This window comes from Thermus thermophilus (assembly GCF_019974155.1).
Lineage (GTDB): Bacteria > Deinococcota > Deinococci > Deinococcales > Thermaceae > Thermus > Thermus thermophilus_C.
Map to the genome: position 1 here is coordinate 583,494 of NZ_AP025158.1, position 24,005 is coordinate 607,498.

Here is a 24,005-nt window from a genome sequence, read left to right on the forward strand (position 1 = left end):
GTTGTGGCGAGGCTTCTCCCCCTCTTCCTTGGGGCCGCCCTCTTCCTCCTCCTCGTCGTCACCTTCCGCTTCACGCCCCTGGGCTTCGTTTTGGCCTTGCTGGGCGGGGCCTTGGGCTACCTCGGGCTAGGGCGGTGGCAGGGGCGCCTCCTCGCCCGGGGGCCTTCTCCCCAGGCCCTGGAGCGGCTCGCCATGAAGGAGGCTTGGAGGCGGGGGGGGCTTCTAAGGCCTCAGGACCTTGCCCCCTTCCTCCCCGAGGCCGAGGCCAGGGCCCTTCTTGAAGGGCTTGCCCAGAGGGGCTTTTGCCGGAGAGAGGGGGAAGGCTTCCGGTTCTGAGCCCCGGCTTGCGCCTGGGCGAGGTCCGGCCCCGGAGGGCAAGGGGGTTGCCGTGGCCGTAAGGGAGGCGGAGGTGGTGGTCCTGGGGGCCGGGGTGGCGGGGCTCACCCTGGCCCGCCTCCTTTGGGAAAGGGGCCGGAAGGTCTTGGTGGTGGCCGAGGCCCTGGGGGAGGCGAGCCGCCCCCCTGTGGTCCTGGTGAACCCCCTTAGGGGAAGGCGCTTCACCCTGGCGGAGGAAGGGGAAAGGGCCTTGGAGGCGGCCCTCCTCTTTTACGGCCGCTTCGTCCCCCTCCACCTCGGGGTCTTCCGCCCCGTGCCCGAGGCCGACCGGGCCAAGGTGGCGGGGAGGCTTTCCAGCCTCAAGCACCGCTGGGAGAAGGAGGGGGTGCTTCTGGAGGAGGCCTTTTGGCTGGAGCCGAGGCCCCTTTTGGCGCGCCTCGCCGAGGGGCTTCCCTTCCTTTGGGGCCGGGTCCTCGCCTGGGAGCCTCCCCATTTGGCCCTCGAGGGCGGCGGGCGGGTCAGGGGGGAGGTGCTGGTCTACGCCGGGGGTGGCCGGGGGGCGCACCTTTTGGGCCTGGAGGGGCGGCACGTCCCGGGGCTCGTCCTCACCCTTTGGGACTACTTTCCCCGGGCCGTGAGCTACCGGGTCTACTTGGCGGGGGCGGCCCTCGGGGGGAGCTACCTCCCGGGAGAAGAGGGCTACCGCCTCCCGCCGCCCACGGAAGGGGAGGTGGAGTGGCTTCTCCAAGGGGCCGAGGCCCTTGTGGGCTACCGCCCCCCGGTGGCCTCCCTTTGGCGGGGGGTGCGCTTTAAGCTTCCCTCCTTTCTCTTACCGGTGGAGGGGGGGTTCGCCCTCACCGGGCTCGGCTCCACGGGCTTTCTTTACGCTCCTCTCCTCGCGAAGAGGCTTGCCGAAAGGCTTTAGACTGGGGAGGTGTACTCGGGAGCGGTCCTCGCGGGAGGGGCCTCGAGGCGCTTCGGGGAGGACAAGGCCCTTTTCCCCTACCGGGGAAAGCCCCTCCTCCTCTGGGTCCTGGAGAGCCTTAGGGGGGCGGAGGAGCGCTTCATCGTGGCGAACCGCCCCTACGTGGGCTTCGGCGTCCCCGTCTACCCCGACCTCCTCCCGGGGGCGGATAGCCTCTCCGGCCTCCACTCCGCCCTCGTCCACGCCCGCTTCCCCTGGGTGGCGGTGGCGGCCACGGACCTCCCCTTCCTCACCCGGGGCTTTTGGGACTTCCTCTACGAGCAGGCCCGCGCCTCCCCCTACCCCGTGGTGGCGGTCTACAACCCCGAGGGCCACCTCGAGCCCCTCATGGCCCTTTACCACAAGGACTGCCTGCCCCAGGTGGAGCGGCAGATCCGGGAGGGGGACTTCCGCCTGGGGCGGGTGGTGGAGGCTTTGGGGGCCACGTATGTGGCCGCCGAGGAGGTGGTGGCCCGGTTTGGGGAGCGGGTCTACCTCAACGCCAACCGCAGGGCCGACCTCCCCTAGGCGTGGTATCCTCCTCCGGGGGCGGATGCTGCGGCTGGAGAACGTCACGAAACGCTTTGGCCCCATTGTGGCCAACGACCGCATCAGCCTCGAGGTGCGGGCCGGGGAGGTCCTCGCCCTCCTGGGGGAGAACGGGGCAGGGAAGACCACCCTGGTGAGCCTCCTCTACGGCCTTTACGCGCCGGACGAGGGGCGGATCCTCCTGGAGGGGCGCCCCGTCCAGATCCCCTCCCCCAAGGCGGCCCAGGCCCTGGGCATCGCCCTCGTGCCCCAGCACCCCGAGCTCATTGAGGCCCACACCGTGGCCGAGAACCTGGCCCTGGGGCTGGACCTGCCCTTCCTGCTTCCCCGAAAGGCCCTCGTCCGCAGGCTCAAGGCCCTGCTGGCGGGGCACCCTTTGGGGGTGGACCTGGAGGCGCCCGTCCACCTCCTCTCCGCCGGGGAGAAGCAACGGGTGGAGATCCTCAGGGCCCTGCTCGCCAAGCCCAAGGTCCTGATCCTGGACGAGCCCACCAGCGTCCTCACCCCCCAGGAAGCGGAGGGCCTTTTCCAGGAGATCGCCCGCTACAAGGCCATGGGCCTCGCGGTGATCTTCATCAGCCACAAGCTGGACGAGGTGCTCCGGGTGGCGGACCGCATCGCCGTCCTCCGGGGGGGAAGAAAGGTGGGGGAGGTGCTGAGGGAGGAGGCGGACCGGGACCTCCTCGTGCGCCTCATGGTGGGGCGGGAGGTGGAGCCTCCCCGCCTCGGCTTCCCTCCGGGAAAGAGGCCCCTTCTGGAGGTGCGGGACCTCTTCGTGCCCCGCCGGGGAGTTCCGGTCCAGGGGGTGAGCTTCGTGCTCTGGGAAGGGGAGATCCTCGGCGTGGCCGGGGTGGCGGGAAGCGGGCAGAAGGAGCTCGTGGAGGCCTTGGCGGGGCTTAGGCCCTACCGGGGGGAGGTGCGGTTCCTGGGGGCCCCCTTGCCCCAGGACCCCGCCCGCCTCCACGCCTTGGGGGTGGCCCACATCCCCGAGGACCGGGCCATGGGGGTGGTGGGGACGATGAGCGTGGCGGAGAACCTGGCCCTGCGCCGCTACGCCCGCTTTGCCCGGCGGGGTTTTCTCTCCCGTAGGGCCATGGAGGAAAAGGCCTCGGAGCTCATCCGCCGCTTCGGGATCCGGACGCCTTCCCCCAGGACCCCCGTCCGCTTCCTCTCCGGGGGGAACGTGCAGAAGGTGATCCTGGCCCGGGAGCTTGGGGAGGGGGCCAGGCTGGTTTTGGCCATGCACCCCACCTACGGCGTGGACGTGGGGGCGGCGGAGGAGGTCCACCGCCTCCTCCTGGACCTGGCCAAGGGCGGGGCGGCCGTCCTCCTTGTGAGCGAGGATCTGGACGAGATCCTGGCCCTCTCCCACCGGGTGGCGGCCCTCTACCAGGGGCGGATGGTGGGGCCCTTGCCGCGAGAGGAGGTGGGGCCGGAGCGCCTGGGGGCCATGATGACGGGGGGTCAGGCGTGAGGGTAGAGGTGGATCCCGCGCCCCGGCCCCTCAAGGTTGTGGGGGCCTACGCCCTCTTCGTGGGGCTCGCCCTCGTGGCCCTGGGGCTCCTCTTCCGGGCCTACGGGGTGGCGCCCCTGGAGGCCTACCGGGTCTTCCTCTCGGTCCTGGGGGACCCCCTGGGCCTCGCCGAGGTGGCCCGGAGGGCCATCCCCCTCCTCCTCATCGGCTCGGGGTTGGCCTTGGCCTTCCGGGTGGGCTTCTTCAACATCGGGGCCGAGGGGCAACTCCTCCTTGGGGCCGTGGGGGCCACCTACGCCGCCCTCTTCCTCCCTCCCGGGCCCTGGACCCTGCCCTTGATGTTCCTCCTTGGGGGGGGCTTGGGGGGGGTGTGGGCGGGCCTTGCCGCCTGGCTTCGGGCGCGCTTCGGGGCGAGCGAGATCCTCGTCACCCTCATGCAGAACTACCTCGCCTACTACCTGGTGGTCTACTTGGTGGCGGGTCCCTGGAAGGGGCGGACGGCCTTCGGCTTCCTCTACACCGACCCTTTTCCCGAGGCGGCGCGGCTTCCCGTGCTTCCCGGCACCCTGGTCCACTGGCCCACCCTTCTCCTCGGGGCGGTGGCCGCCCTGGTCCTCCACGTCCTCCTTTTCCGGACCCCCTGGGGCTTTGAGTGGCGGGTTCTGGGGGAGAACCCCCTCGCCGCCTGGTACCTGGGCCTGGACGCGGGCCGCCTCCTCCTCCGGGTGGGCCTGGTCTCGGGCGCTTTGGCGGGGCTTGCTGGGGTGGGGGAGGTGGCGGGGATCCACCACAAGCTCCTGGAGCCCGCCCAGGTGTCCTTGGGCTACGGCTTCACGGCCATCCTCGTGGCCTGGCTCGCCCGCGGTGGGCCGGGTTACGTCCTCCTCACCGCCCCCCTCCTGGGGGTGGTCCTCGCCGGGGGGGACGCGTTGAAGCTCGCCTTCTCCATGCCCTTTCGCGTGGTGGACGTGACGAGCGGCCTCCTGCTTCTGGCCTTGATCGGGGCCGAGGCCGCAAGCCGCCACCGCCTGGTCTGGAGGCGCTGATGGAAGAGGCCTTGTTGCGTGCGGTCCTTTTCGGAACGCCCATCCTGCTCGCGGGGCTTGGGGCGCTTCTCGCCGAGCGGAGCGGGGTGGTGAACCTCGGGGTGGAGGGGATGATGGCCCTGGCCGCCCTCACCGCCTTCGCCGCCGCCCAGGCCTACGGCCCCCTCCCCGGGGTCCTCGCCGCCCTCGGGGTGGGGATGCTCTCGGGGCTTTTCCTGGGCCTTTTCGCCGTTACCTTGCGGGCCAACCAGTTCGTGGCGGGGCTCGCGGTGGCCGCCTTAGGGCTTGGGGCCTCGGGGCTTCTGGGCAAGCGCTACGAGGGGCTGCCCCTCGCCCACCCCTTGCCCGAGGGAGGGTTTGCCCTCGTAGGGGCGGTCCTCGCCCTCCTCGTCCACCTCTTCCTCACCCGCACCAGGACGGGGCTTTTCCTAAGGAGCGCCGGGGAGAACCCCAAGGCGGTGGACCTCTTCGGGGTGAGCGTGGACGGGGTGCGGTACCTGGCCCTGGGCCTGGGAGGGGGGCTCATCGGCCTTGCGGGGGCCTACCTCTCCTTGGCCTACCGGCCGAGCTGGACGGACGGGATGACCGCCGGGCTCGGCTGGGTGGCCATCGCCTTGGTGATCCTGGCCGCCTGGCATCCTCTTCGGGCCCTCCTTGGGGCCTATTTCTTCGGCCTCCTCTTCTTCCTGCAGTTCCGCCTCCAGGGCAGTGTACCTATACCGAGCGAGGCCTTTGCCGCCATGCCCTACCTTCTGGTTATCCTGGTCCTGGCGCTCTCGGGCCGGTCCCGGGCCCCCAAGGCTCTGGGCCAGCCCTTTGAGCGGGGGAGGTAGCCATGCGACGACTCGTTCTCGGGGTTCTCGCCGCCCTGGGCCTCGCCCTAGGCCAGGGGGACAAGCTCAAGGCCTGTTTCATCTACGTGGGCCCGGTAGGGGACGCGGGCTGGACCTACGCCCACGACGTGGGCCGGAAGAAGGCGGAGGCGGCCCTCCCGTGGCTTGAGACCCGGTACGTGGAGAGCGTGCCCGAGGCCCAGGTGGTGCCGGTCATTGATCGGTTCGTGCGGGAGGGGTGCCGGGTCATCTTCGCCACCAGCTTCGGGTACATGGACGGGGTCCTCGAGGCCGCCAAGAAGTACCCGGACGTCCTCTTCGCCCACGCCACGGGCATCAAGCGGGCCCCCAACGTGGCCACCTACATGGCCGACTTCTACCAGGTCTACTACCTGAACGGCCTCGCCGCCGGGGCCCTCACCAAGACGGGCAAGGTGGGGTACGTGGCCGCCTTCCCCATCCCTGAGGTGAAGCGGCACATCAACGCCTTCGCCCTCGGGGTGCGGGCCGTCCGGCCCGACGCCCAGGTGCTGGTGCGCTGGATCAACGCCTGGTACGACCCGGCCAAGGCCCGGGAGGCCACGGAGGCCCTCCTCGCCCAAGGGGCGGACGTCTTCGCCTTCACCGAGGACACCCCCACGGTGATCCAGACCGCCGCCCGCAAGGGGGCCTATTCCTTCGGCCACTACACCCCCATGCTCAAGTTCGCCCCCGACCACGTGGTCTCGGGCCAGATCGTCCACTGGGAGGTCATCTACATTGACTTCCTCAAGAAGGTGAAGGAAGGGGTCTACACCCCCAAGAACCTGCAAAACGTGGACTACTTCTGGCTCCTCCAGCACGGGGCCGTGGAGGTGGGGGCGGACTACGGCGTCCCCATCAACCCCAAGCACGTCCCCCTGCTGAAGGCCGCCCAGATGACCGTGGAGGGCAAGAAGGTTCCGGTCTACGACCGGATCATGTCCCTTCTTGAGGCGATGAGGCGCCCGAACCCCACCTTTGACCCCTTCACCGGCCCCATCAAGGACCGCAAGGGGGTGGTGCGGATCCCCGCCGGGCGCAAGGCGACCCTTAACGAGCTCCTCACCATGGAGTGGGCCGCCCCCGGCGTGGTGGGCGACTGGCCCGGCGAGCCCCGGTAGGCCCCCTAGGGGCGGGGAGGGCGCGGGAAAAGGGGTATAATGCCCGCCATGGAGGTGGGCACGCTCGCGCCGGACTTCGCCCTGCCTGACCAGGAGGGCCGCACCCACCGCCTCTCCGACTACCGGGGGCGGTGGGTGGTCCTTTACTTCTACCCCAAGGACGACACCCCCGGGTGCACCAAGGAGGCCTGCGGCTTCCGGGACCACATGGGAAGCCTCAAGGCCCTGGACGCGGTGGTCCTCGGGGTCTCGGCGGACGACGTGGAAAGCCACAGGCGCTTCGCCGAGAAGTACGGCCTGAACTTCCCCCTCCTCGCTGACCCCGAGCGGAAGGCCATCCTGGCCTACGGGGCCTGGGGGAAAAAGAACCTCTACGGCAAAGAGGTGGAGGGGGTGCTCCGCCAGACCTTCCTCATAGACCCCGAGGGGCGCATCGCCAAGGTCTGGCGCAAGGTCTCCCCCGAGGGGCACGCCCTCGAGGTGGCCGAGGCCCTGAAGGCGCTTAGGGGGGCCTGATGGAGCGCCCCTTGGAGAGCTACAAGAAGGAGGCGGCCCACGCCGCCATCGCCTACGTGCAGGACGGGATGGTGGTGGGCCTGGGCACGGGCTCCACGGCCCGCTACGCCGTCCTCGAGCTCGCCCGGCGGCTTCGGGAGGGGGAGCTAAAGGGCGTGGTGGGGGTGCCCACCTCGAGGGCCACCGAGGAGCTCGCCAAGCGGGAGGGGATCCCCCTCGTGGACCTTCCCCCTGAGGGGGTGGACCTGGCCATAGACGGGGCGGACGAGATCGCCCCCGATCTTTCCCTCATCAAGGGCATGGGCGGGGCCCTCCTCCGGGAGAAGATCGTGGAGCGCGTGGCCAAGGAGTTCCTCGTCATCGCCGACCACACCAAGAAGGTGCCCGTCCTCGGCCGGGGCCCGGTGCCGGTGGAGATCGTCCCCTTCGGCTACCGGGCGACCCTCAAGGCCATCGCCGACCTCGGGGGGGAGCCCGAGCTCCGCATGGACGGGGACGAGTTCTACTACACCGACGGCGGCCACCTCATCGCCGACTGCCGCTTCGGCCCCATCGGGGACCCCTTGGGCCTGCACCGGGCCCTCTTGGAGATCCCCGGGGTGGTGGAGACGGGGCTTTTCGTGGGGATGGCCACCCGGGCCCTGGTGGCGGGGCCTTTTGGGGTGGAGGAGCTTCTGCCGTAGAATGGAGGCCATGAAGGGCATGCCCCGGTCCTAGGGCGGGGAGGCTTCCCCGCCCGGGGCGCGTGCCCCGGTTTTTTTTAGGGAGGGCGCATGGAAAAGGTCTTCTACGTGACCACCCCCATCTACTACGTGAACGCCGAGCCGCACCTGGGCCACGCCTACACCACGGTGGTGGCGGACTTCCTGGCCCGGTGGCACCGCCTGGACGGCTACCGCACCTTCTTCCTCACCGGCACCGACGAGCACGGGGAAACCGTGTACCGGGCGGCCCAGGCGGCGGGGGAGGACCCCAAGGCCTTCGTGGACCGGGTCTCCGAGCGCTTCAAAAGGGCCTGGGACCTCCTCGGCGTTGCCTACGACGACTTCATCCGCACCACGGAGGAGCGCCACAAGAAGGTGGTGCAGCTCGTCCTCAAGAAGGTCTACGAGGCCGGGGACATCTACTACGGGGAGTACGAGGGCCTCTACTGCGTTTCCTGCGAGCGCTTCTACACGGAGAAGGAGCTCGTGGAGGGGCTTTGCCCCATCCACGGGCGGCCCGTGGAAAGGCGGAAGGAAGGGAACTACTTCTTCCGCATGGAGAAGTACCGCCCTTGGCTCCAGGAGTACCTCCAGGAAAACCCCGAGCTCATCCGCCCCGAGGGCTACCGGAACGAGGTCCTGGCCATGCTCGCCGAGCCCATCGGGGACCTCTCCATCTCCAGGCCCAAGTCCCGCGTCCCCTGGGGCATCCCCCTCCCGTGGGACGAGGGCCACGTGACCTACGTCTGGTTTGACGCCCTCCTCAACTACGTCTCCGCCCTGGGCTACCCCGAGGGGGAGGCCTACCGGACCTTCTGGCCCCACGCCTGGCACCTCATCGGCAAGGACATCCTGAAGCCCCACGCCGTCTTCTGGCCCACCATGCTGAAGGCGGCGGGGATCCCCATGTACCGCCACCTGAACGTGGGGGGGTTTTTGCTGGGGCCGGACGGGCGGAAGATGAGCAAAACCCTGGGGAACGTGGTGGACCCCTTCGCCCTTCTGGAAAAGTACGGCCGGGACGCCCTGCGCTACTACCTCCTTAGGGAGATCCCCTACGGCCAGGACACCCCGGTGAGCGAGGAGGCCCTAAGGACCCGGTACGAGGCCGACCTCGCCGACGACCTGGGCAACCTGGTGCAAAGGACCCGGGCCATGCTCTTCCGCTTCGCCGAGGGCCGCATTCCTAAGCCCGTGGCGGGGGAGGCCCTCGCCGCGGGGACGGGGCTTGCCGAAAGGCTTAGGCCCCTGGTGCGGGAGCTGAAGTTCCACGTGGCCCTCGAGGAGGTCATGGCCTACGTCAAGGCCTTGAACCGCTACCTCAACGAGAAGAAGCCCTGGGAGCTTTTCAAGAAGGAGCCGGAGGAGGCCCGGGCCGTGCTCTACCGGGTGGTGGAGGGCCTGAGGATCGCCTCCATCCTCCTCACCCCCGCCATGCCCGACAAGATGGCGGAGCTCAGGCGGGCCCTGGGGCTTAAGGAGGAGGTGGGCCTGGCGGAGGCCGAGCGCTGGGGCCTGGCCGAGCCCCGCCCCATCCCCGAGGAGGCCCCCGTCCTTTTCCCCAAAAAGGAGGCCAGGGTGGAGGCCAAGCCCAAGGAGGAGGCCTGGATCGGCATAGAGGAATTCGCCAAGGTGGAGCTTCGCGTGGCGGAGGTTTTGGCGGCGGAGAAGCACCCGAACGCCGACCGGCTTTTGGTCCTCAGGCTCTCCCTGGGGAACGAGGAGCGCACCGTGGTCTCGGGCATCGCCAAGTGGTACCGGCCCGAGGAGCTCGTGGGCAAGAAGGTGGTCCTGGTGGCGAACCTCAAACCCGCCAAGCTCCGGGGCATTGAGAGCCAGGGGATGATCCTCGCCGCCCAGGAGGGGGAGGCCTTGGCCCTGGTGACGGTGGAGGGGGAGATCCCCCCCGGGGCGGTGGTGCGGTGAGTGTCCGGAAATCTTAAGACCTTCTTAAGGAATTCTTAAGCTTAGATTTCTGGGTTTGTGGTAAAAACCTCTCGGTAAGCCCCGCAACGAGGGCTTGCCGAAGCAGGGAGGCAGTGAGTATGAGGCGAGGAGTGCTTGCGCTCTTTTTCCTGGCCCTTTTGGTCTTGGCGCAACAGGTGAACCTGCCCAAGCCTTCTGGTCCCGTGGTGGAGGTGGCTTCCGAGACCGTGAGGGCCACCTTCAAGCTGCAAGGGTGCGCCAGGGACCAAGAGGGCAGGGTGGTTTGCGCGCTCCAGGTCCAGAGCACCGCCCAGACCAACCAGCAGGTCGTGGTGCTCCACCAGAGCGTGCGGGCCATCTCCGCCAGGGGGTTCAGCTACCCCGGGTACCTGAGCGCGGAGGGGGGGAGTGTGGAGGCCAACCGGAGCGTTTTCGCCCTTCCCGCCGCGGGTAGGGTTACTGCCAGGCTGGTGTTCCCCGCCGTGCCTGCGGAGGACAACTTCTTTGCGGCGGTGTACGTGGGAGGGTTGGAGTTCCGGGGCATCCCCGTGGGCCAGGCGGCGGCCACCTCCCCAGCGCCTGCGCAACCTTCTGCGCAGGCCCAGGCCGGCCAGGAGGCGGAGCCTTGGAAGCGGTTCGTGGTGGGGCCTTTCACATTTGAGCTGGCTGGCGAGCCTTACTTCGAATGCTGCTATAGGGTAGTCTTGGTTTACAACGTGGTTTCCAGCCAGGACGCAAGTCTCCAGATGCGCTTCAATAGCACCCGCACCATCCTGGAAGGGGGGTTCCAAGCAACCCAAGGTTTTTTTGAAGTCAGCGGCGGCCGGTCGGACTTCCTCGCGGGTATTCCCCTAAAGGTATATGTCAACCTTTGGATTCCCAACGTGAATGCCAGCAAAATCCTCTACACGGAGTTTGAGGTCTTTGACGGGAAGGATTGGCAGAAGATCGTCTTCCGCAACATGCCCTTCAAGAGGTAGCCGCTAAACCAAGAGGGGGCCAGGCACCTGCCTGGCCCCCTTCGCCTTCGGGCTTACCGAAGCTCCTCCAGGGCCCGCTTGAGGATGGCGTCGTTCTCCAGGTCCAGCACCGCCTGGCCCCGGTCCTCGGGGAGGGGCCTCTGCCGCTGGGGCTCGGCGTAGGAGAACTTGCCCTCTGCGTCCGCCTTCACCTTGACGGTCTTGCCGTTCAGGGTCACGGTGATCTCCGCTCCCGGCGGCGCCCCCGCCCCTTGCAGGGAGAAGGGCGTGGGGAAGCGGGTGTCCTTCACCACGATGTCCGGGGTGATCCCCTCCTTGTTGATGGAACGGCGCTTGGGGGTGAGCCACTCAAAGGTGACCAGGGTGAGCTCCCCGCCGTTCGCCAGGGTGTAGGGGGTCTGGCCCACGCCCTTGCCGAAGGTCTTCTCCCCGATGACCTTGGCCCGGCCGTAGTCCTGGAGGGCCCCGGCCACGATCTCGCTCGCCGAGGCGGAGTTGCCGTTCACCAGGACCACCATGGGCCCGTCCCAGAGGGTCCGGCCCGTGGCCTCGCACCAGACGCGGGTGAGGTTCTTGGTGCGGGTGTAGACGATGGGGCCCTCCTTGAGGAAGGCGCTGGCCACGGCGCACCCCTGGTCCAGGAGCCCTCCGCCATTGTCCCTCAGGTCAAAGATCAGCTTCTTCACGCCCTGGGCCTTGAGCTCCTCTATGGCCCGCTTCAGCTGGTCCTCCACCTTGAAGTTGGCGAAGGTTTCCAGGGCCACGTAGCCCACGTCCCCCACCTTGGCGGTGGACACGGAGATGATCTCCACCCGCTCGCGCACGAGCTCAAAGACCAGGGGGGCGGGCACGCCTTCCCGCCGCACCTTCAGGGTGACCTTGGTTCCCTCCCGCCCCCGGATCTTCGCCACGATGTCCAGGAGGGGAAGCTTGGTCACGTCCTCCCCGTCTACCTCGAGGATCACGTCCCCGGCCCTGAGGCCCGCCCGCTGGGCGGGAAGCCCCTTCATGACCCCCTCAATCTTGGCCCCCGTGCCGTCGGGGTTCGCGGCCGAGAGGGTGGCCCCGATGCCGAAGAACTCGCCCCGGAGGTCCTCCTGGCGCAGGGTGGAGCGCTGGGGCGGGGAGTAGCTGGTGAAGGGGTCCTCGAGGGCCTGGACCATCCCGCCGATGGCCCCTTCCAGGAGCTTGTTCAGCTTCTCCCTGGAGAGGGGCTCCAGGTAGTCCTGTTGGATCCTCTGGTAGACCTCCAAGAGGGCCTGGCCGTTGGGGTTCTGGAGGAAGGTCTCCGCCTGAGGCCGGGGAAGCTGGGCGTACACCAGGGCGAGAAGCGCCCCGAGCCCCACCATGAACCACGCGCGCCGCTTCATCTTCTCCCTCACTCGCCTTCACTATAGCGCCTCTCCATGAGAAGAAAGGGTGGCCCACTCCCCATATAGTGGGGGCATGATCGCCTTCCACCGGGTGGGCCTGGAGTACCCCCGCACCAAGACCAAGGCCCTCTACAACGTGAACCTGGAGATCAAGAAGGGCGAGTTCGTCTACGTGGTGGGCCACTCGGGGGCGGGCAAGTCCACCCTCCTCGCCCTGATCCTGAGGCGGCTCGTGGCCACCCAGGGGGCCGTGTACTTCGCCGGCCAGAACCTGAAGCACCTCCGGGGCGACCAGGTGGCCTACCACCGCCGCAGGATCGGCATGGTCTTCCAGGACCACCGCCTCCTTGCCGACATGACCGTGGAGGAGAACCTGGCCTTCGTCCTCCAGGTCCAGGGGGTCCCCCGCAGGGAGTGGCCGGAGAGGATCACCACCGCCCTCCGCCGGGTGGGGCTTTCCCACAAGAAGCGGGCCTTTCCCGAGGAGCTTTCCGTGGGGGAGGCCCAGCGGGTGGCCATCGCCCGCGCCCTCCTCCTGGACCCCCCCGTGGTCCTCGCCGACGAGCCCACGGGCAACCTGGACCCGGAAAACGCCCTCGCCGTGCTGGAGATCCTGAAGCAGGCCCACCAACGGGGGGCCACGGTGGTGGTGGCCACCCACAGCCGGGAGCTCCTAGAGGCCTACCCCGCCCGGGTCGTGGTCTTGAAGGCCGGCCAGGTGGTGCGGGACGAGCGTCCCGCGGAGGGTGGTAGCATAAGGGTGCGGGAAGGCCCTCCCCGGGGCGGAAAGGAGGAAGGATGAACATCTACAAGCTCATCGGGCGCAACCTGGAGATCACGGACGCCATCCGGGACTACGTGGAGAAGAAGCTTGCCCGCCTGGACCGCTACCAGGACGGGGAGCTCATGGCCAAGGTGGTCCTTTCCTTGGCGGGAAGCCCCCACGTGGAGAGGAAGGCCCGGGCGGAGATCCAGGTGGACCTTCCGGGCGGCCTCGTGCGCGTGGAGGAGGAGGACGCCGACCTCTACGCCGCCATAGACCGGGCGGTGGACCGCCTGGAGACCCAGGTGAAGCGCTTCCGGGAGCGGCGCTACGTGGGCAAGCGCCACTCCTACCAGGGGCCCCCGCCCCCGGAGGTGCGGGACCTCGAGGCCCTGCGCAAGCCCGAGGAGGAGGAAGGCCCCAGGATCGTCCGCGTCAAGCGCTTTGAGATGAAGCCCATGGACCCGGAGGAGGCCGCCTTCCAGATGGAGGCGTTGGGCCACAGCTTCTTCGTCTTCCGCAACGCCAAGACCGACGAGATCAACGTCATCTACCGGAGGAAGGACGGCAACTACGGCCTCATAGAGCCCGCCTGAGCTCCAGGCCACCTTCGCCCCGGGGCCGGTGGCGGTAGACTGGCCCCGGGGAGGCCTTATGCCCAGGCTCCGCCGCTTGGAGGACCTTCTGCCCCACATCCGGGAGGGGCGCTACCGCCTGGGCCCCCACGCCGTCAAGCACATGCTCCAGGAGGGCTTCCGGGAGCAGGACATCCTCTCCGCCCTCCTCTGGGGGCGGGAGCTCGCCATCTACCCCGAGGACGAACGGATGCTCGTTCTGGGGTACATGGTCTTTCCTCCCCGGTTGCGGCTGCCCCTGCACGTGGTCCTGGAGTACAGCACCCCGCGGCACGTGGACATTGTCACGGCCTTCATTCCTCGGGAGCCCTACCGGGTCTACTCCCGGGCCCGGCTCGCCGCCCTCCTGCGCTTTGACGGGGCCCTGGAGGAGGTGCGCTGGACCGGGCCCAAGCACCTCTACCCGCCCTGGGACTAAGCGTTGGCCTTGGGGTCCCCGCCCTGGCGGAAGCCCCAGGGGGGTGTTCAGGCGCAGTCGGGGCAGCGCCCGTAGACCACCACCTCGTGGTCCTCGGCCGCAAACCCGGGGGGAAGGTCCAGATGGGCCTCGAGGCGGCAGCCGGGGAGCTCAAAGGCCCGGCCGCACCCCCGGCAGAGGAAGTGGTGGTGGTGCCCGGCGCCCGCCGCCTCGTACCGCAGGGGCTCCCCCGGCAGGGCCACGGGCACCACGGCGCCCTCCTCCACCAGGGCCCGCAGGTTGCGGTAGACCGTGGCCAGGCCCAGGGAGGGGACCTGCCTGCGGGCGAGCTCCAGGATCTCCCGGGGGGAGAGGGGGCGCCGGGTCTCCAGGAGGACCCTGCGGATGGCGCGGCGCTGGCGGGTGGACCGCTCCATGCCTTCAGCCTACCCCAGGCGACAACGCCTTTTCCTCTCCTGCCCGTAGAGTGAGGGTGTGCGGCTTCTCGTGTTCCTTTTCCTTTTGGGCTTGCCCGCCTTGGCCCAGGAAGGCCGCTACGCCTTGGGCAGGATCCTTGCCCTGGACCCGGGGGCGGGCCTCGCGCAGGTGAGGGTGGAGGGCAGGACCCTGGAGGCCCTCCTGCCGGTGGGTGGGAAGGGTTTTCGGGCGGGGGACCGGGTGGTGGTCTACCTGGAGGGGGAGCGGGCCTACGTCACCGAGCCCGACCGGATGCCCTGGCTCGCCGCCTTGACCCTCCTCTTCGCCCTGGGGGCGGTGGGGCTCGGCCGGGGCAAGGGGCTTAGGGGGCTTTTGGGGACCCTCTTTGGCTTGCTCCTCCTGGTCTACGTCGTCGTCCCCCGGATCGCCGCCGGGGGGGATCCCTTGCTCCACGCCTTCCTCGGAAGCCTCGGGGTCCTCGTCCTCAGCGTCTACTTCGTCCACGGCCTCGGCCGCAAGACCACCGCCGCCTTGGGGGCCACCCTGGCCGCGGTCCTCCTCGTCCTCCTCTTGGGGCGGTTCTTCGCCCGGGCCATGGGCTTCACGGGGCTCGCCTCCGAGGAGGCCCTCCTCCTCCACCAGTGGGGGGGCGTGGACCTTTTGGGGCTCTACTTGGCGGGGCTCGCCGTGGGGGCCCTCGGGGCCTTGGCCGACGTGACCGTGACCCAGGCCAGCGTGGTCCAGGCCCTGGCCCACGCCGACCCCCAGGCCTCCCCCTGGCGCCTTTACCGGCGGGCCATGGAGGTGGGGTACGACCACCTGGGGAGCCTGGTGAACACCCTGGTCCTGGCCTACGCCGCGGGAAGCCTTCCCCTCTTCCTCCTCCTCACCCGGGACCCCACGCCCCTGCGCTTCCTCTTAAACACCGAGCCCTTCGCCGCCGAGCTTGTGGGCATGCTCCTCGGGTCCTTGGGGCTCGTGCTCGCAGTCCCCCTCTCCACCCTCTTCGCCGCCTTCCTGCTCGCCGGAGGGAAGGGGGAGGGCGGGGATCACGCCCACCCCCACTAGGGGCGCGTAAGATGGGGCCATGCGCCTTCTCCACACCGCCGACTGGCACCTGGGCAAGCTCCTCAAGGGGGTGGACCGGACCCCGGAGATCGCCGCCGCCCTCCGGGACCTTCTGGGCCTGGTCCGGTCCGAGCGGGTGGACCTGGTGGTGGTCTCCGGGGACCTGTTTGACCGGCCCCAGGTTTCGGCGGAGGCCGAGGCCTGCGCGGTGGAGTTCTTCATGGAGCTTAAGGCCCTCGGGGTCCCGGCCCTGGTCATCGCCGGCAACCACGACCCCAAAGAGCGCCTCGAGGCCCTCGCCCCCCTTCTCGGGCTTGCCGGGGCCCGGGTCCGGGGCCGCCTCCTCTTCGCCGAGGAGGGAGGGGTGGTGGAGGTGGGCGGGGTGCGGGCGGGGCTTCTGCCCTTCGTTTCCGAGCGCCTCCTCGTCCGGCGCCTCTTCCAGGAGGACGAGGTCCTGCACCGCACCTACGCCGAGGCCATGCGCCGGGTGCTGGACAACCTCAAAAGCCCCCTTCTCCTGGGTCACTTCGCCGTGGAGGGGGCGAGGCCCGGGGGAGGGGAGTTCGTCTTCCACCTGGTGGGAAGCTACGCCGTCCCCCGGGCGAGCCTGCCTTTGGAGGTCCGCTACCTCGCCCTGGGGCACGTCCACCGGCAGCAGCAGGTGAGCGAGGCCCCTGTGGCCTGGTACCCGGGAAGCCTGGTGCAGCTGGACTTCGGCGAGGGGGAGGGGGCGGAGCGGGGGGCGCTCCTCGTGGAGTTTCCCCCCTCGGGGCCGCCTTGGGTCCACCCCATCCCGGGGCGGTGGGGGAAGCCCCTCAGGACCTACCGCCTGCGGCCCGAGGAGCTGGACGGGAGGCTGGGCGAGCTGGAGCGCTTTCCCGGCTACCTGCGCCTGGTGGTGGAGGGGAGGCTTTCCCCCCAGGTCAAGGAGAACCTCTTCCGGGCCCTCCCCCACCTCCTCGCCGTGGAGGGCGCTCCGCTCCAGGCCGAGGAGGGGAGGCGGGAGGAGGTGCGGGACCTCGGCTTCGTGGAGGGCTACGCCCGCTACCTGGAGGAGCGGGGAAGGAAGGAGGAGGCCCTGCTGGAGCGCTTCGCCGAGGTGATGGCGGAGGTGGAGGGTGAGGCCCTTACGGCTTGAGCTGGAGGGGTTTGGCCCCTACCGGGAGCGCCAGGCGGTGGACTTTTCCGACGTGGAGCTCTTCGCCATCACCGGCCCCACGGGGAGCGGGAAGAGCACCCTTTTGGACGCCATCGCCTTTGCCCTCTACGGCCAGGTGCCCCGGGTGGGGCGCCAGGTGGGCACCCTCAAGCACCCCGCCGCGGCCAAAGCCTGGGTGAGCCTCACCTTCCGGGTAGGGGAGCGGGTCTACCGGGTGGAGCGGTCCCGGAGCGAGAAGCGGGGGGACGCCCGGGTCTACCTGCTGGAGGGGGGGGAGCGGCTTCTGGACCTGCCCACCCTGGAGGCGGTCAACCGGGCCTTGGCCGACCTCGTGGGCCTAGACTACGAGGCCTTCACCCGGGCCCTCCTCCTCCCCCAGGGGGAGTTTGACCGCTTCCTCAAAGGGGAGCCGAAGGAAAGGCGCCAGCTCCTTCTGGAGCTCTTTGAGCTCTCCCGCCTGGAGCGGGCCAGGCAGAAGGCGGCGGAAAGGCGGAGCCTCCTCCTGGAGGAGAAGGGGAGGCTCGAGGGGGAGCTCAACGGGCTTTCCGCGGCGACCCCGGAGGCGCTTGAGGAACTGGAGCGGGCCCTCGCCGCCTCCCGCGCGGAGGCCGACCGCCTGGAGGAGGAGGCCAGGGGTGTGAGGAAGGCCCTGGCCGAGGCGGAGGCCCTGCTTGAGGACCTGAGGCGGCGCCGGGCTTTGGCGGCCCGCCTCGAGGCCTTGAAGGCCCGGGCGGAGGAGATGGCCCGGGTGGAGGAGCGGCTTTCCCGGGCGGAGGAGGCGGAGCGGGTCCTGCCCCTTTGGCGGGCCTACCGGGAGAAGCGGGCCGCCCTTCAGGCCACGGAAAAGGCCCTGGAGGAGGCCGAAAGGAGGCTTCGGGCCCTGGAGGCGAGGCGCGAGGCCCTCGGCTTCTCTCCGGAGGCCCTGGAGCGGGCCCAGGCGGCCTACGCCGAGGCCCAGGACCTGAAGGCCCTCGAGGCCCTCCTCGCCCGGGCCCCCGCGGGAGAGGCCCCCGCCTCGGGGCCCGACCCCGCCACGGCCCAGGCGCGCCTGGAGGAGGTCCTGAAGGCCCTGGAGGCCCTCGGGGCGGAGCTTTTGCGCCTGAGGGCCTGGGCGGAGGCCTGGGAGGCCTTGAAGGCCAAGGAGGCCGCTTTGGCGGAGGTGGGGCAGACCCTTGCCTGCCTGGAGGCGGAGGGAAAGGAGGCGCGGGAGGCCCGGGACGCCCTCGCCCTGAGGCTCAAGGAGGCGGAGGCCCACGCCCTCTCCCAGGCCCTGAAGGCCCTGGAGGCCGAGCGGAAGGCCCTGGAGAGGGCCCAGGAGGACCTGGACCGGAGGCGGGAGGCCCTCCTTCGGGAGGAGCGGAGGCTCGGCCTCCTCGCCTACCACGACCTCCTGGAGCCGGGCAAGCCCTGCCCCCTCTGCGGGGGCGTGGTCCACGCCCTCCCCCCCTTGCCCGAGGTCCCCGACCTCGCCGGGGCGCGGCGGGCCCTGGAGGAGGAGGCCCAGGCCCTCGCCCGGCGCCTCGCCCGCCTGGAGGCGGAGGCCGGGGACCTCGCCGCCCGCCTCCGGGCCCTCGAGGTGGAGCCCCGGCCCGGGGATCCCGAGGCGCTCAAAGGGGCCTTGGAGGCGGCCGAGGCCCGGCTTCAGGACCTCCGGGACCGGTACCAGGCCCTCCGGGGGGAGGCCCGGGCCTTGGAGCGGGAGGTGGCGGCCTTGCGGGCGCGGGAGGCCGAGGCCCGGGGCGAGGCCAGCCGGGAGGACCTGGCCTCGAGGCGGGAGGCGGCCGAGGCCCGGCGCCTGGCCCTGGAGGAGGAGGCGGGGAGGCTCGCCGCTGGGCTTCGCCGCCACCTGGAGGCCAAGACGGGGGGCCTGGGGGTGGGGCCTTACCTGAGGCGCCTGAAGGAGGAGGTGGACCGGCTCAAGGGGCTTGCCGCCGAGGACGCCCGCCTTGGGGAGGAGGCGGGGGCCCTTAGGGCGGAGCTTTCCGCCTTGAGGGCCCGCAAGGAGGAGCAGGCCAAGGCCCTGGCCGAGGCGGAGGCGGCCACCCGGGGCCTCATGCCCGAGGCGGAGGCCCAAGGCCTCGCCCTCTCCCCGGGGGAGCGGGAGGCGCTTCGGGCGGAGCTCGAGGCCTTCCGCAAAGACCTCGCGGAGGCGGAGGCCGCCTGGAGAAGCCTCCCCCCCCTTTCTGGGCCCGCCCCCACCCTGGAGGAGGCGCAGGGGCGGGTGGAGGCCCTGAGGAAGGCGCTCGCGGAGCTGGAAGGCCGCCTGGAGGAGAAGCGCAAGGAGGAAGGGGCCCTGGAAGACCGGGTGGAAAGGCTCCGGGAGGACCTCGCCCGCCGCCGGGAAGTGGAGGGGGCGCTCGCCCGCCTCGTGGCCGAGCTTTCCCTCTGGGAGAAGCTCGCCCTGGACCTCCAGGCCCACAACTTCCCCGCCTACCTCCTCGGCCTCAAGCAGCGGAGCCTGGTGGAGCGGGCGAGCGAGCTTCTCTACACCCTCTCCGGGGGGCGGTACCGCCTCGCGGCCCAAGGGGACGAGTACCTGGTGGTGGACCTCTGGACCGAGGCCGCCGCCCGCCAGGTCCGGACCCTCTCGGGCGGGGAGAGCTTCCTCGCGAGCCTCGCCCTGGCCCTCGCCCTCTCGGAGGAGCTTTCCCGGGGCAAGCTGGAGGCCCTCTTCCTGGACGAGGGCTTCGGCACCCTGGACCCCGAGGCCCTGGAGCTGGTGGCGGGCATCCTGGAAAGCCTCCCCACCCGGGGGCGGCTCGTGGGCGTGGTGACCCACGTGGAGGCTTTGGCCGAGCGCTTCCCCGCCCGGCTTAGGGTCCGGAAGCACCCTTGGGGAAGCCGGGTGGAGTGGGCGTAGCGTAGACTTGGAGGCATGGGGGTGCTCACCCGCTACCTGGAAGAGACCATGGCCAAGGCCCGGTACGACCTCGCGTCCCCGGGCCGTTACGTGGGGGAGCTCGCCGAGTTCGGCCTGCGGGTGGAGGGGGAGAACCTGGAGGCCACCCGAAGAGCCCTCAGGGAGGCTTTGGAGCTCCACCTCTTGGAGACCTTGCGCTCGGGGCTCCTCCCGCCGGGCCTCGAGGCCACCCCCGACCCCTTGCGGGAACGCTTTTTCGCCCTGGCCCAGGAGATGTGGCGCCTCCTCCGGGAGGCCCCGGCCCCACTCCCCAGGCCGAGGAAGGCCCCGAGCCTGGAGGAGTGGCTTAAGGGCCTTGGCGTCCAGGTGGTGCGGAGGCCTGAGGAGGGGGAGGAGGAGCGGGAACGGGTCCTGAACCGGCTCGCCCTCTTCCTCGGGGACCGGTACCCGAGCCTGGAGAGGCTTTACGAGAGACTCAAGCAGAGCCTCTCCACCAAGCGGCAGTTTGAGCTCTCCTTGGCCGAGGCCTCCCCCGAGGAGATCGCCAACTCCACCCAGTTCTGCACCCTGCTCAAGCAGTACGCCCTCCTCACCAGCTACCGCTACAAGAGCGAGGACCGGCTCCTCAGGGCCAAGGCCAGCACCGAGGGCTGGGTCCAGAACTTCCTCACCGGGGGCTGGCTGGAGCGGTACGTGGCCGAGCGGCTCAGGAAGTACCTGCGCTCCAAAAACCTGCCCCACGAGGTGGCCGTGGGCTACCAGGTGACCTTGCCCGGGGGGGAGGCCATGGAGCTGGACGTCCTCGTGCGGGTGGGGGAGCGGTTCTACTGGTTTGAGGCCAAGACCGGGGAGTTCCAGGCCCACATCGCCAAGTACGCCGGGCTGAAGAAGGTCCTGGGCCTCTCCCAGAAGGAGAGCTTCCTCGTCCTCCTCGGCATGGACAGGGCCCGGGCCAAGGAGCTTTCCGCCCTTCACGGCCTCACCGTGGTGAACCAGGCGAACTTCCTCGAGGCCTTCCAGGAGGCTTTGGGCGCCCATGCTTAGGGCGATCCTCCTGGTCATGGGGGGGACCCTGGCCTCGAGGGTCCTGGGCCTGGTCCGCCAGGCGGTCTTCAACGCCTTCTACCCCGACGCCCTCAAGGACGCCTTCAACGTGGCCTACCGGGTCCCGAACCTCCTCAGGGAGCTCCTGGCGGAAGGGGCGGTGCAGAACGCCCTCATCCCCCTGCTGAAGGCCCTCCCCCCGGAGGAGGCCAAGGCCTTCGCCCGGCGCTTCGCCGCCTTCCTTCTTGGGGTGAACCTCCTCGTCCTGGGCCTGGGCTACCTGCTCGCCCCTTGGGTGGCGGGGCTTCTGGTGGCGGAGGGAAGCCACCTGAAGGCCCCTGAGGCCTTCCAGGAGGTGGTCTACCTCACGCGGCTTCTCCTTCCCTTCCTCCTGGGTATTTCCATGGCCGCCCTCTTCTCCGCCCTCCTCCAGGCGGAGGAGCGCTTCTTGCCCTACGCCTTGGGGCCCGTCGCCTTCAACCTGGTGGCCATCGGCCTCATGGCCCTCTTCCCCGGGGACCCCACGGCGTTGGGCCTCTCCGTGAGCCTGGGGGGGCTTGTCCAGGCTTTGGTGCAGCTCCCCTTCCTCCGGGGCTTCCGCCTGGAGTGGCGCTGGCACCGGGCCTTCCTCCCGGCCCTCCTCCGCATGGGGCCCTTCGCCTTCACCACCTCCCTCCGGCAGTTTTTGAACCTGGTCCTCACCCACATCCTCACCCGGTACCCTCCCGCCGCCGTAACCGGGTTTTACAACGCCGAGGTGGTCTTCCAGATGGTCCTGGGCCTCTTCGCCACGAGCCCGGCCATCGCCCTCTTTCCCCGCATGAGCGCCCTGAAGGGGGAGGCCTTGGGGCGCTTTCTCCGGGGTCCCTTGGAGCGCCTGGCCCTGGTCCTGGCCCTGCTCGGCGGCCTCCTCACGGGCCTCGCCCCCTTTGTGGTGGTCCTCCTCTTCGGCCTCTTCGGCCCCCTCACCCCGGAGAACCGGGCCTACAGCGCCGAGGTGCTCGCCGCCTTGGGGCTCGCCGTCCTCCCCTGGGGGGTGAACACCCTCTTCCTCCGGGGGCTTTACGCCCTGGGGAAGGTGCGGGAGGCGGTCACGGCCAGCGCCCTGGTCTTTCTCCTGAACACCTTGGGCTACTGGCTTTTGCGGGACGCCGGGCTTTTCCTCCTCAACCTCTCCACGGCCCTGGCGGGCTGGGTGGGGCTTTTCCTCTACCTCCGGCTTTTGGCGGGGGAGGGGGTGGAGCTCGGCTTTCTGCCCGGGTTCTTGGCCCGGGCCTTCCTGGCAGGCCTTTCCGCCGCGGTCCCCGGCCTGGTCCTGGGGGACCTTTTCGTGCCCACCACGCCCCTTAAGGCCCTGGGGCCCCTCGCGCTAGGAGGGGCCCTGGGCCTCCTCCTCTTCGCCGCCTCGGGGTGGGTCTTGCGCCTTCCCTTTAGGGCCCTCCTCGCCAGAGGTCCCGCAGACGGAAGTAAAGGGGTTTGAGCCGGAGGGCGAAGGCAGGGGCCTCCCAGGGGGTCCAGGCGAAGCGGAGGGGCTTTGTCCCCTCCAGGAGGAGGCTTATGCCCGCTATGGGGATGGGCTCTGGGGCGTACCAGGCGGTGGGGCGGCTCGGGTCGGTGACGAGGAGCATGCCCCAGGGGAGGCGCACCTCAAGAAGCCCCTCGGGCCCCAGGGCGTAGTCCGCCGTGGGGTCGCGGGCCCCCTCGGGGTCTTCCCCCCGCTTCAGGGCCCCCAGCTCGTAGGTTTGGCGGGGGTAGTCGGTGCCGTCCCGTCCCGTGCGGCGGCGGTTGGGCTCCAGGACGAAGGGCGCGAAGGGCCCCTCCCCCGGCTTGGTGAAGCCCCGGAAGAGGAGGTACTCCGTGCCGGGAAGGCCGTGGGAGCGCTCCACGTAAGGGTAGTACCCCTTCTCCACGAGGAGCCTCCCCCCTTCTCGGCCGATCTCCAAGGAGAACTCGGCCCCGAAGCCCTCGGCCACCGGGACCCCTCCCGGAACCGTGTCCAGGTAGAGCTTTAGGGGCAGGGGGCCCCGGTAGAGGAGCCAGAGGTGCTCCGGGTCGGCGTGGGCCTTGAGGAAGCGGCCTTCCTCCCGGAGGAGGAAGGGCACCCCCTCCCACTCCTCCGCCCGGCCGTCCAGGCGGAAGGCGTCCTTGGCGGTGGCGGCGAGGAGCCCGTAGTTCTCCTCGGCGTCCAGGAGGTTGTGCCAGAGGGGGTCCCGCTCGGCGGGCACTTCAAAGGGGGCCACGAGCCAGTTCTTCTTGAACCACTCGTCCAAAAGGGCGAAGACCATGCCCCCCGCCAGGTCCAGCGCCGCGATCTCCCGCCAGAGCTTCAGGACGCCCTCGGCCTGCTCCTCCTCCCCGTGCCCCCCGTGGTGGAGCCCCTCGGGGTGGAGGTGGGCGGTGCCCCGGCTTGAGGGAAGCCCGAACTCGGCGATGAGGAGGGGCATGGGGTGGTGGTGGGCCTTCAGGCGGGCCAGGTAGTTGCGGTAGCGGCCGGGGGCGAGCTCAGGCTCGTTCACCAGGAAGTCCGGGTAGTAGGGGTAGACGTGGTAAGCGGCGAAGAGGCTTAGGGGGCTTCCCGGGACGGGGCGGAGGTGGGTAGGGTCCAGGCTCACCGCGTCCTCCTCGTGGAGGGGGCCCGCCCGGGGGGGCTCCACCGCTTCCCCTCGAGCCCGGCGGAGCTCGTATTCCTCCTGGAAGGTGGCCTCGCTTTCCCACCGCAAGGGGTCCAGGGTGGGCCAGTTCACAAACCCCATGGGCCTAAGGGTCCCGTAGGCCTCCCACTCGTATTGGGCCAGGCGGTCCAGAACCTCGGCGAGGTAGGCCTCAAAGGGGCTTGCTCCGGGGAGGGCCTCCAGGAAGCGGCCCCGGTAGACCCGCCCCGGGTGGCGCCCGTTGTAGGCGGCCACGGAGTAGGGCTCAAACTCCCGCCCCACAAGGAGGCCCAGGGTCCAGGGGGAGACGTCGGCGGTGTAGTCCCCGTGGGCGTGGCCGGGCCTGGGCGGGCGGCGGAGGTTGCCGTGGAGGGCATCTATGACCTCCCGGCCCTCCAGAAGAAAGGCCTCCATGAAGGGGCCTTCCCAGTCTCCGTAGCCCACCTCCTCCGGGAGCTCTGTCCATACCCCCTGGAAGAGGTAGAGAGGGCGGTCTTGATGCAGCCTGTTGTGGTGGAAGAGGGCCCGGTAGAAGGCCGGGGGAAGGAGGGTGTAGGTGCGCACCGCGTTGGCCCCCATGGCGGAGAGAAGTTCCAACCAGGCGCGGTATAGGGCTTCTCCTTCGGGGAACTCCGCGGGGAAGCGCCCGGGAAGGGCCACCCCCAGGTTCACCCCCCGCACCTGGAGGGGCTTCTCCCCCACAAAGAAGCGCCCGGCCTCCGCCCGGAAAGGGGGCGGGGCCTTGCGGGCCTTGGGGGCGGGCGGAGGAGGGGGCGGGAGGGTCTTCAGAAGGCCTTCCGCCTCCCCGTAGCCCCGGCGGGCCGCCTCCTCCAGGGCGCTCCTCGCCCCTTCCAGGTCCCCCATGGCCCGCAGGGTGAGGCCGAAGCCGTAGAGGGCCTCGCTGCCCCCCTGCAGGAGCCCCACCAGGCGGCTGAAGGTGAAAAGGGCCTCCTCCAGCTGGCCCAGGCGGTACTGGGCGAACCCTGCGAGGAGGAGGGCCTCCTCGGGGGGCGCGTAGACCCGGAGGAGGGGTTTTAGGGTCTGGAGCACCTCTGGCATCCGGCCCGCCCGGTAATGGGCCCTGGCCTCCTCCAAGGGCGAGGCCAGGGCCAGGCTCCAGGCCAAAAGGGCTGCCAGGAGGCGCACG

22 protein-coding genes are annotated in these 24,005 nt (G+C 70.1%); 19 read left to right on the forward strand and 3 right to left on the reverse strand.

The features are described 5' to 3' along the window. Positions 1–3: 3 nt before the first annotated feature. The 11 genes from TthTMY_RS03320 to TthTMY_RS03370 all read left to right on the forward strand — a co-directional run bounded on the left by TthTMY_RS03320 (position 4) and on the right by TthTMY_RS03370 (position 10,470). A complete protein-coding gene (locus TthTMY_RS03320) occupies positions 4–336 on the forward strand; it encodes a hypothetical protein (RefSeq protein WP_096412419.1) in 333 nt (110 codons plus the stop codon). 52 nt (positions 337–388) lie between these two features. Next, on the forward strand, positions 389–1,261 hold the full coding sequence (locus tag TthTMY_RS03325) for an FAD-dependent oxidoreductase (RefSeq protein ID WP_223903407.1): 873 nt from the start codon (positions 389–391) through the stop codon (positions 1,259–1,261). A 9-nt stretch (positions 1,262–1,270) separates the two neighbouring features. Beyond that, positions 1,271–1,828 carry a molybdenum cofactor guanylyltransferase gene (locus TthTMY_RS03330; RefSeq protein ID WP_096412422.1) on the forward strand — a complete coding sequence of 186 codons (558 nt, stop codon included), beginning with the start codon at positions 1,271–1,273 and terminating at the stop codon, positions 1,826–1,828. 25 nt (positions 1,829–1,853) lie between these two features. Next, positions 1,854–3,323 (forward strand): ABC transporter ATP-binding protein, encoded by a 1,470-nt coding sequence (locus TthTMY_RS03335; RefSeq protein ID WP_223903408.1) that lies wholly within the window; start codon positions 1,854–1,856, stop codon positions 3,321–3,323. After that, entirely contained in the window at positions 3,320–4,369 is a 1,050-nt protein-coding gene (locus TthTMY_RS03340) for an ABC transporter permease (protein WP_096412424.1), read from the forward strand. Before TthTMY_RS03335 ends, TthTMY_RS03340 begins: the two co-directional genes overlap by 4 nt. Further along, entirely contained in the window at positions 4,369–5,202 is an 834-nt protein-coding gene (locus tag TthTMY_RS03345) for an ABC transporter permease (protein ID WP_096412427.1), read from the forward strand. The genes TthTMY_RS03340 and TthTMY_RS03345 overlap by 1 nt, the downstream gene beginning before the upstream one ends. Positions 5,203–5,204: 2 nt before the next feature. Continuing rightward, positions 5,205–6,344: a BMP family ABC transporter substrate-binding protein gene (locus tag TthTMY_RS03350; RefSeq protein ID WP_096412431.1), complete on the forward strand. Its 1,140-nt coding sequence runs from the start codon at positions 5,205–5,207 to the stop codon at positions 6,342–6,344. 39 nt (positions 6,345–6,383) lie between these two features. Continuing rightward, entirely contained in the window at positions 6,384–6,860 is a 477-nt protein-coding gene (bcp, locus tag TthTMY_RS03355; protein WP_096412435.1) for a thioredoxin-dependent thiol peroxidase, read from the forward strand. Then, positions 6,860–7,543: a ribose-5-phosphate isomerase RpiA gene (rpiA, locus tag TthTMY_RS03360; protein WP_096412438.1), complete on the forward strand. Its 684-nt coding sequence runs from the start codon at positions 6,860–6,862 to the stop codon at positions 7,541–7,543. Before bcp ends, rpiA begins: the two co-directional genes overlap by 1 nt. 90 nt (positions 7,544–7,633) lie before the next feature. Next, on the forward strand, positions 7,634–9,490 hold the full coding sequence (gene metG / locus TthTMY_RS03365; RefSeq protein ID WP_096412442.1) for a methionine--tRNA ligase: 1,857 nt from the start codon (positions 7,634–7,636) through the stop codon (positions 9,488–9,490). 131 nt (positions 9,491–9,621) lie between these two features. Then, on the forward strand, positions 9,622–10,470 hold the full coding sequence (locus TthTMY_RS03370; protein ID WP_223903409.1) for a hypothetical protein: 849 nt from the start codon (positions 9,622–9,624) through the stop codon (positions 10,468–10,470). A gap of 53 nt (positions 10,471–10,523) precedes the next feature. On the opposite strand, the gene TthTMY_RS03375 is transcribed toward TthTMY_RS03370, so the two are convergent. Beyond that, positions 10,524–11,840: a S41 family peptidase gene (locus tag TthTMY_RS03375; RefSeq protein ID WP_096413148.1), complete on the reverse strand. Its 1,317-nt coding sequence runs from the start codon at positions 11,838–11,840 to the stop codon at positions 10,524–10,526. 76 nt (positions 11,841–11,916) lie between these two features. Between TthTMY_RS03375 and ftsE the strand changes: the two genes are divergently transcribed. From ftsE to TthTMY_RS03390, 3 genes are read left to right on the forward strand one after another with little or no spacing between them, the layout of a single operon-like run. Then, positions 11,917–12,645 (forward strand): cell division ATP-binding protein FtsE, encoded by a 729-nt coding sequence (gene ftsE, locus TthTMY_RS03380; protein ID WP_096412448.1) that lies wholly within the window; start codon positions 11,917–11,919, stop codon positions 12,643–12,645. Continuing rightward, entirely contained in the window at positions 12,642–13,202 is a 561-nt protein-coding gene (gene hpf / locus TthTMY_RS03385) for a ribosome hibernation-promoting factor, HPF/YfiA family (RefSeq protein WP_096412451.1), read from the forward strand. Before ftsE ends, hpf begins: the two co-directional genes overlap by 4 nt. A gap of 58 nt (positions 13,203–13,260) precedes the next feature. Continuing rightward, positions 13,261–13,659: a DUF4258 domain-containing protein gene (locus TthTMY_RS03390; RefSeq protein WP_223903410.1), complete on the forward strand. Its 399-nt coding sequence runs from the start codon at positions 13,261–13,263 to the stop codon at positions 13,657–13,659. A 47-nt stretch (positions 13,660–13,706) separates the two neighbouring features. Here TthTMY_RS03390 and TthTMY_RS03395 read toward each other — a convergent pair whose 3' ends face one another. Next, the gene (locus tag TthTMY_RS03395) at positions 13,707–14,075 is read right to left on the reverse strand and encodes a zinc uptake transcriptional regulator (RefSeq protein WP_223903411.1); all 369 of its coding nucleotides are present in this window, start codon (positions 14,073–14,075) and stop codon (positions 13,707–13,709) included. Between the two features lie 58 nt (positions 14,076–14,133). On the opposite strand from TthTMY_RS03395, the gene TthTMY_RS03400 reads away from it, so the two are divergent. The 5 genes from TthTMY_RS03400 to murJ are packed head-to-tail and all read left to right on the forward strand — an operon-like array spanning position 14,134 to position 21,687. Then, a complete protein-coding gene (locus TthTMY_RS03400; protein WP_223903412.1) occupies positions 14,134–15,144 on the forward strand; it encodes a YibE/F family protein in 1,011 nt (336 codons plus the stop codon). 19 nt (positions 15,145–15,163) lie between these two features. Beyond that, positions 15,164–16,282 carry a metallophosphoesterase family protein gene (locus tag TthTMY_RS03405; RefSeq protein ID WP_096412454.1) on the forward strand — a complete coding sequence of 373 codons (1,119 nt, stop codon included), beginning with the start codon at positions 15,164–15,166 and terminating at the stop codon, positions 16,280–16,282. Further along, positions 16,263–19,163: an AAA family ATPase gene (locus TthTMY_RS03410; protein ID WP_096412457.1), complete on the forward strand. Its 2,901-nt coding sequence runs from the start codon at positions 16,263–16,265 to the stop codon at positions 19,161–19,163. The genes TthTMY_RS03405 and TthTMY_RS03410 overlap by 20 nt, the downstream gene beginning before the upstream one ends. 15 nt (positions 19,164–19,178) lie before the next feature. Beyond that, a complete protein-coding gene (locus TthTMY_RS03415) occupies positions 19,179–20,207 on the forward strand; it encodes a hypothetical protein (protein WP_096412460.1) in 1,029 nt (342 codons plus the stop codon). After that, positions 20,200–21,687, forward strand: coding sequence for a murein biosynthesis integral membrane protein MurJ (murJ, locus tag TthTMY_RS03420; protein WP_096412463.1), 1,488 nt, complete (start codon positions 20,200–20,202; stop codon positions 21,685–21,687). Before TthTMY_RS03415 ends, murJ begins: the two co-directional genes overlap by 8 nt. Here the strand turns inward: murJ and TthTMY_RS03425 are convergent. Next, the gene (locus tag TthTMY_RS03425) at positions 21,638–24,004 is read right to left on the reverse strand and encodes a tetratricopeptide repeat protein (RefSeq protein WP_223903413.1); all 2,367 of its coding nucleotides are present in this window, start codon (positions 24,002–24,004) and stop codon (positions 21,638–21,640) included. The two genes, murJ and TthTMY_RS03425, sit on opposite strands and share 50 nt — an antisense overlap. Between the last annotated feature and the right edge of the window lies 1 nt (position 24,005).

What these genes read in the sequence shown, in the direction of transcription:
- TthTMY_RS03335 (WP_223903408.1), top strand. Translation starts at nt 1,854, where the DNA reads ATGCTGCGGCTGGAGAACGTCACGAAACGCTTTGGCCCCATTGTGGCC.
- TthTMY_RS03345 (WP_096412427.1), top strand. Translation starts at nt 4,369, where the DNA reads ATGGAAGAGGCCTTGTTGCGTGCGGTCCTTTTCGGAACGCCCATCCTG.
- TthTMY_RS03350 (WP_096412431.1), top strand. Translation starts at nt 5,205, where the DNA reads ATGCGACGACTCGTTCTCGGGGTTCTCGCCGCCCTGGGCCTCGCCCTA.
- bcp (WP_096412435.1), top strand. Translation starts at nt 6,384, where the DNA reads ATGCCCGCCATGGAGGTGGGCACGCTCGCGCCGGACTTCGCCCTGCCT.
- rpiA (WP_096412438.1), top strand. Translation starts at nt 6,860, where the DNA reads ATGGAGCGCCCCTTGGAGAGCTACAAGAAGGAGGCGGCCCACGCCGCC.
- metG (WP_096412442.1), top strand. Translation starts at nt 7,634, where the DNA reads ATGGAAAAGGTCTTCTACGTGACCACCCCCATCTACTACGTGAACGCC.
- TthTMY_RS03375 (WP_096413148.1), bottom strand. Translation starts at nt 11,840, where the DNA reads ATGAAGCGGCGCGCGTGGTTCATGGTGGGGCTCGGGGCGCTTCTCGCC.
- ftsE (WP_096412448.1), top strand. Translation starts at nt 11,917, where the DNA reads ATGATCGCCTTCCACCGGGTGGGCCTGGAGTACCCCCGCACCAAGACC.
- hpf (WP_096412451.1), top strand. Translation starts at nt 12,642, where the DNA reads ATGAACATCTACAAGCTCATCGGGCGCAACCTGGAGATCACGGACGCC.
- TthTMY_RS03390 (WP_223903410.1), top strand. Translation starts at nt 13,261, where the DNA reads ATGCCCAGGCTCCGCCGCTTGGAGGACCTTCTGCCCCACATCCGGGAG.
- TthTMY_RS03395 (WP_223903411.1), bottom strand. Translation starts at nt 14,075, where the DNA reads ATGGAGCGGTCCACCCGCCAGCGCCGCGCCATCCGCAGGGTCCTCCTG.
- TthTMY_RS03405 (WP_096412454.1), top strand. Translation starts at nt 15,164, where the DNA reads ATGCGCCTTCTCCACACCGCCGACTGGCACCTGGGCAAGCTCCTCAAG.
- TthTMY_RS03415 (WP_096412460.1), top strand. Translation starts at nt 19,179, where the DNA reads ATGGGGGTGCTCACCCGCTACCTGGAAGAGACCATGGCCAAGGCCCGG.
- murJ (WP_096412463.1), top strand. Translation starts at nt 20,200, where the DNA reads ATGCTTAGGGCGATCCTCCTGGTCATGGGGGGGACCCTGGCCTCGAGG.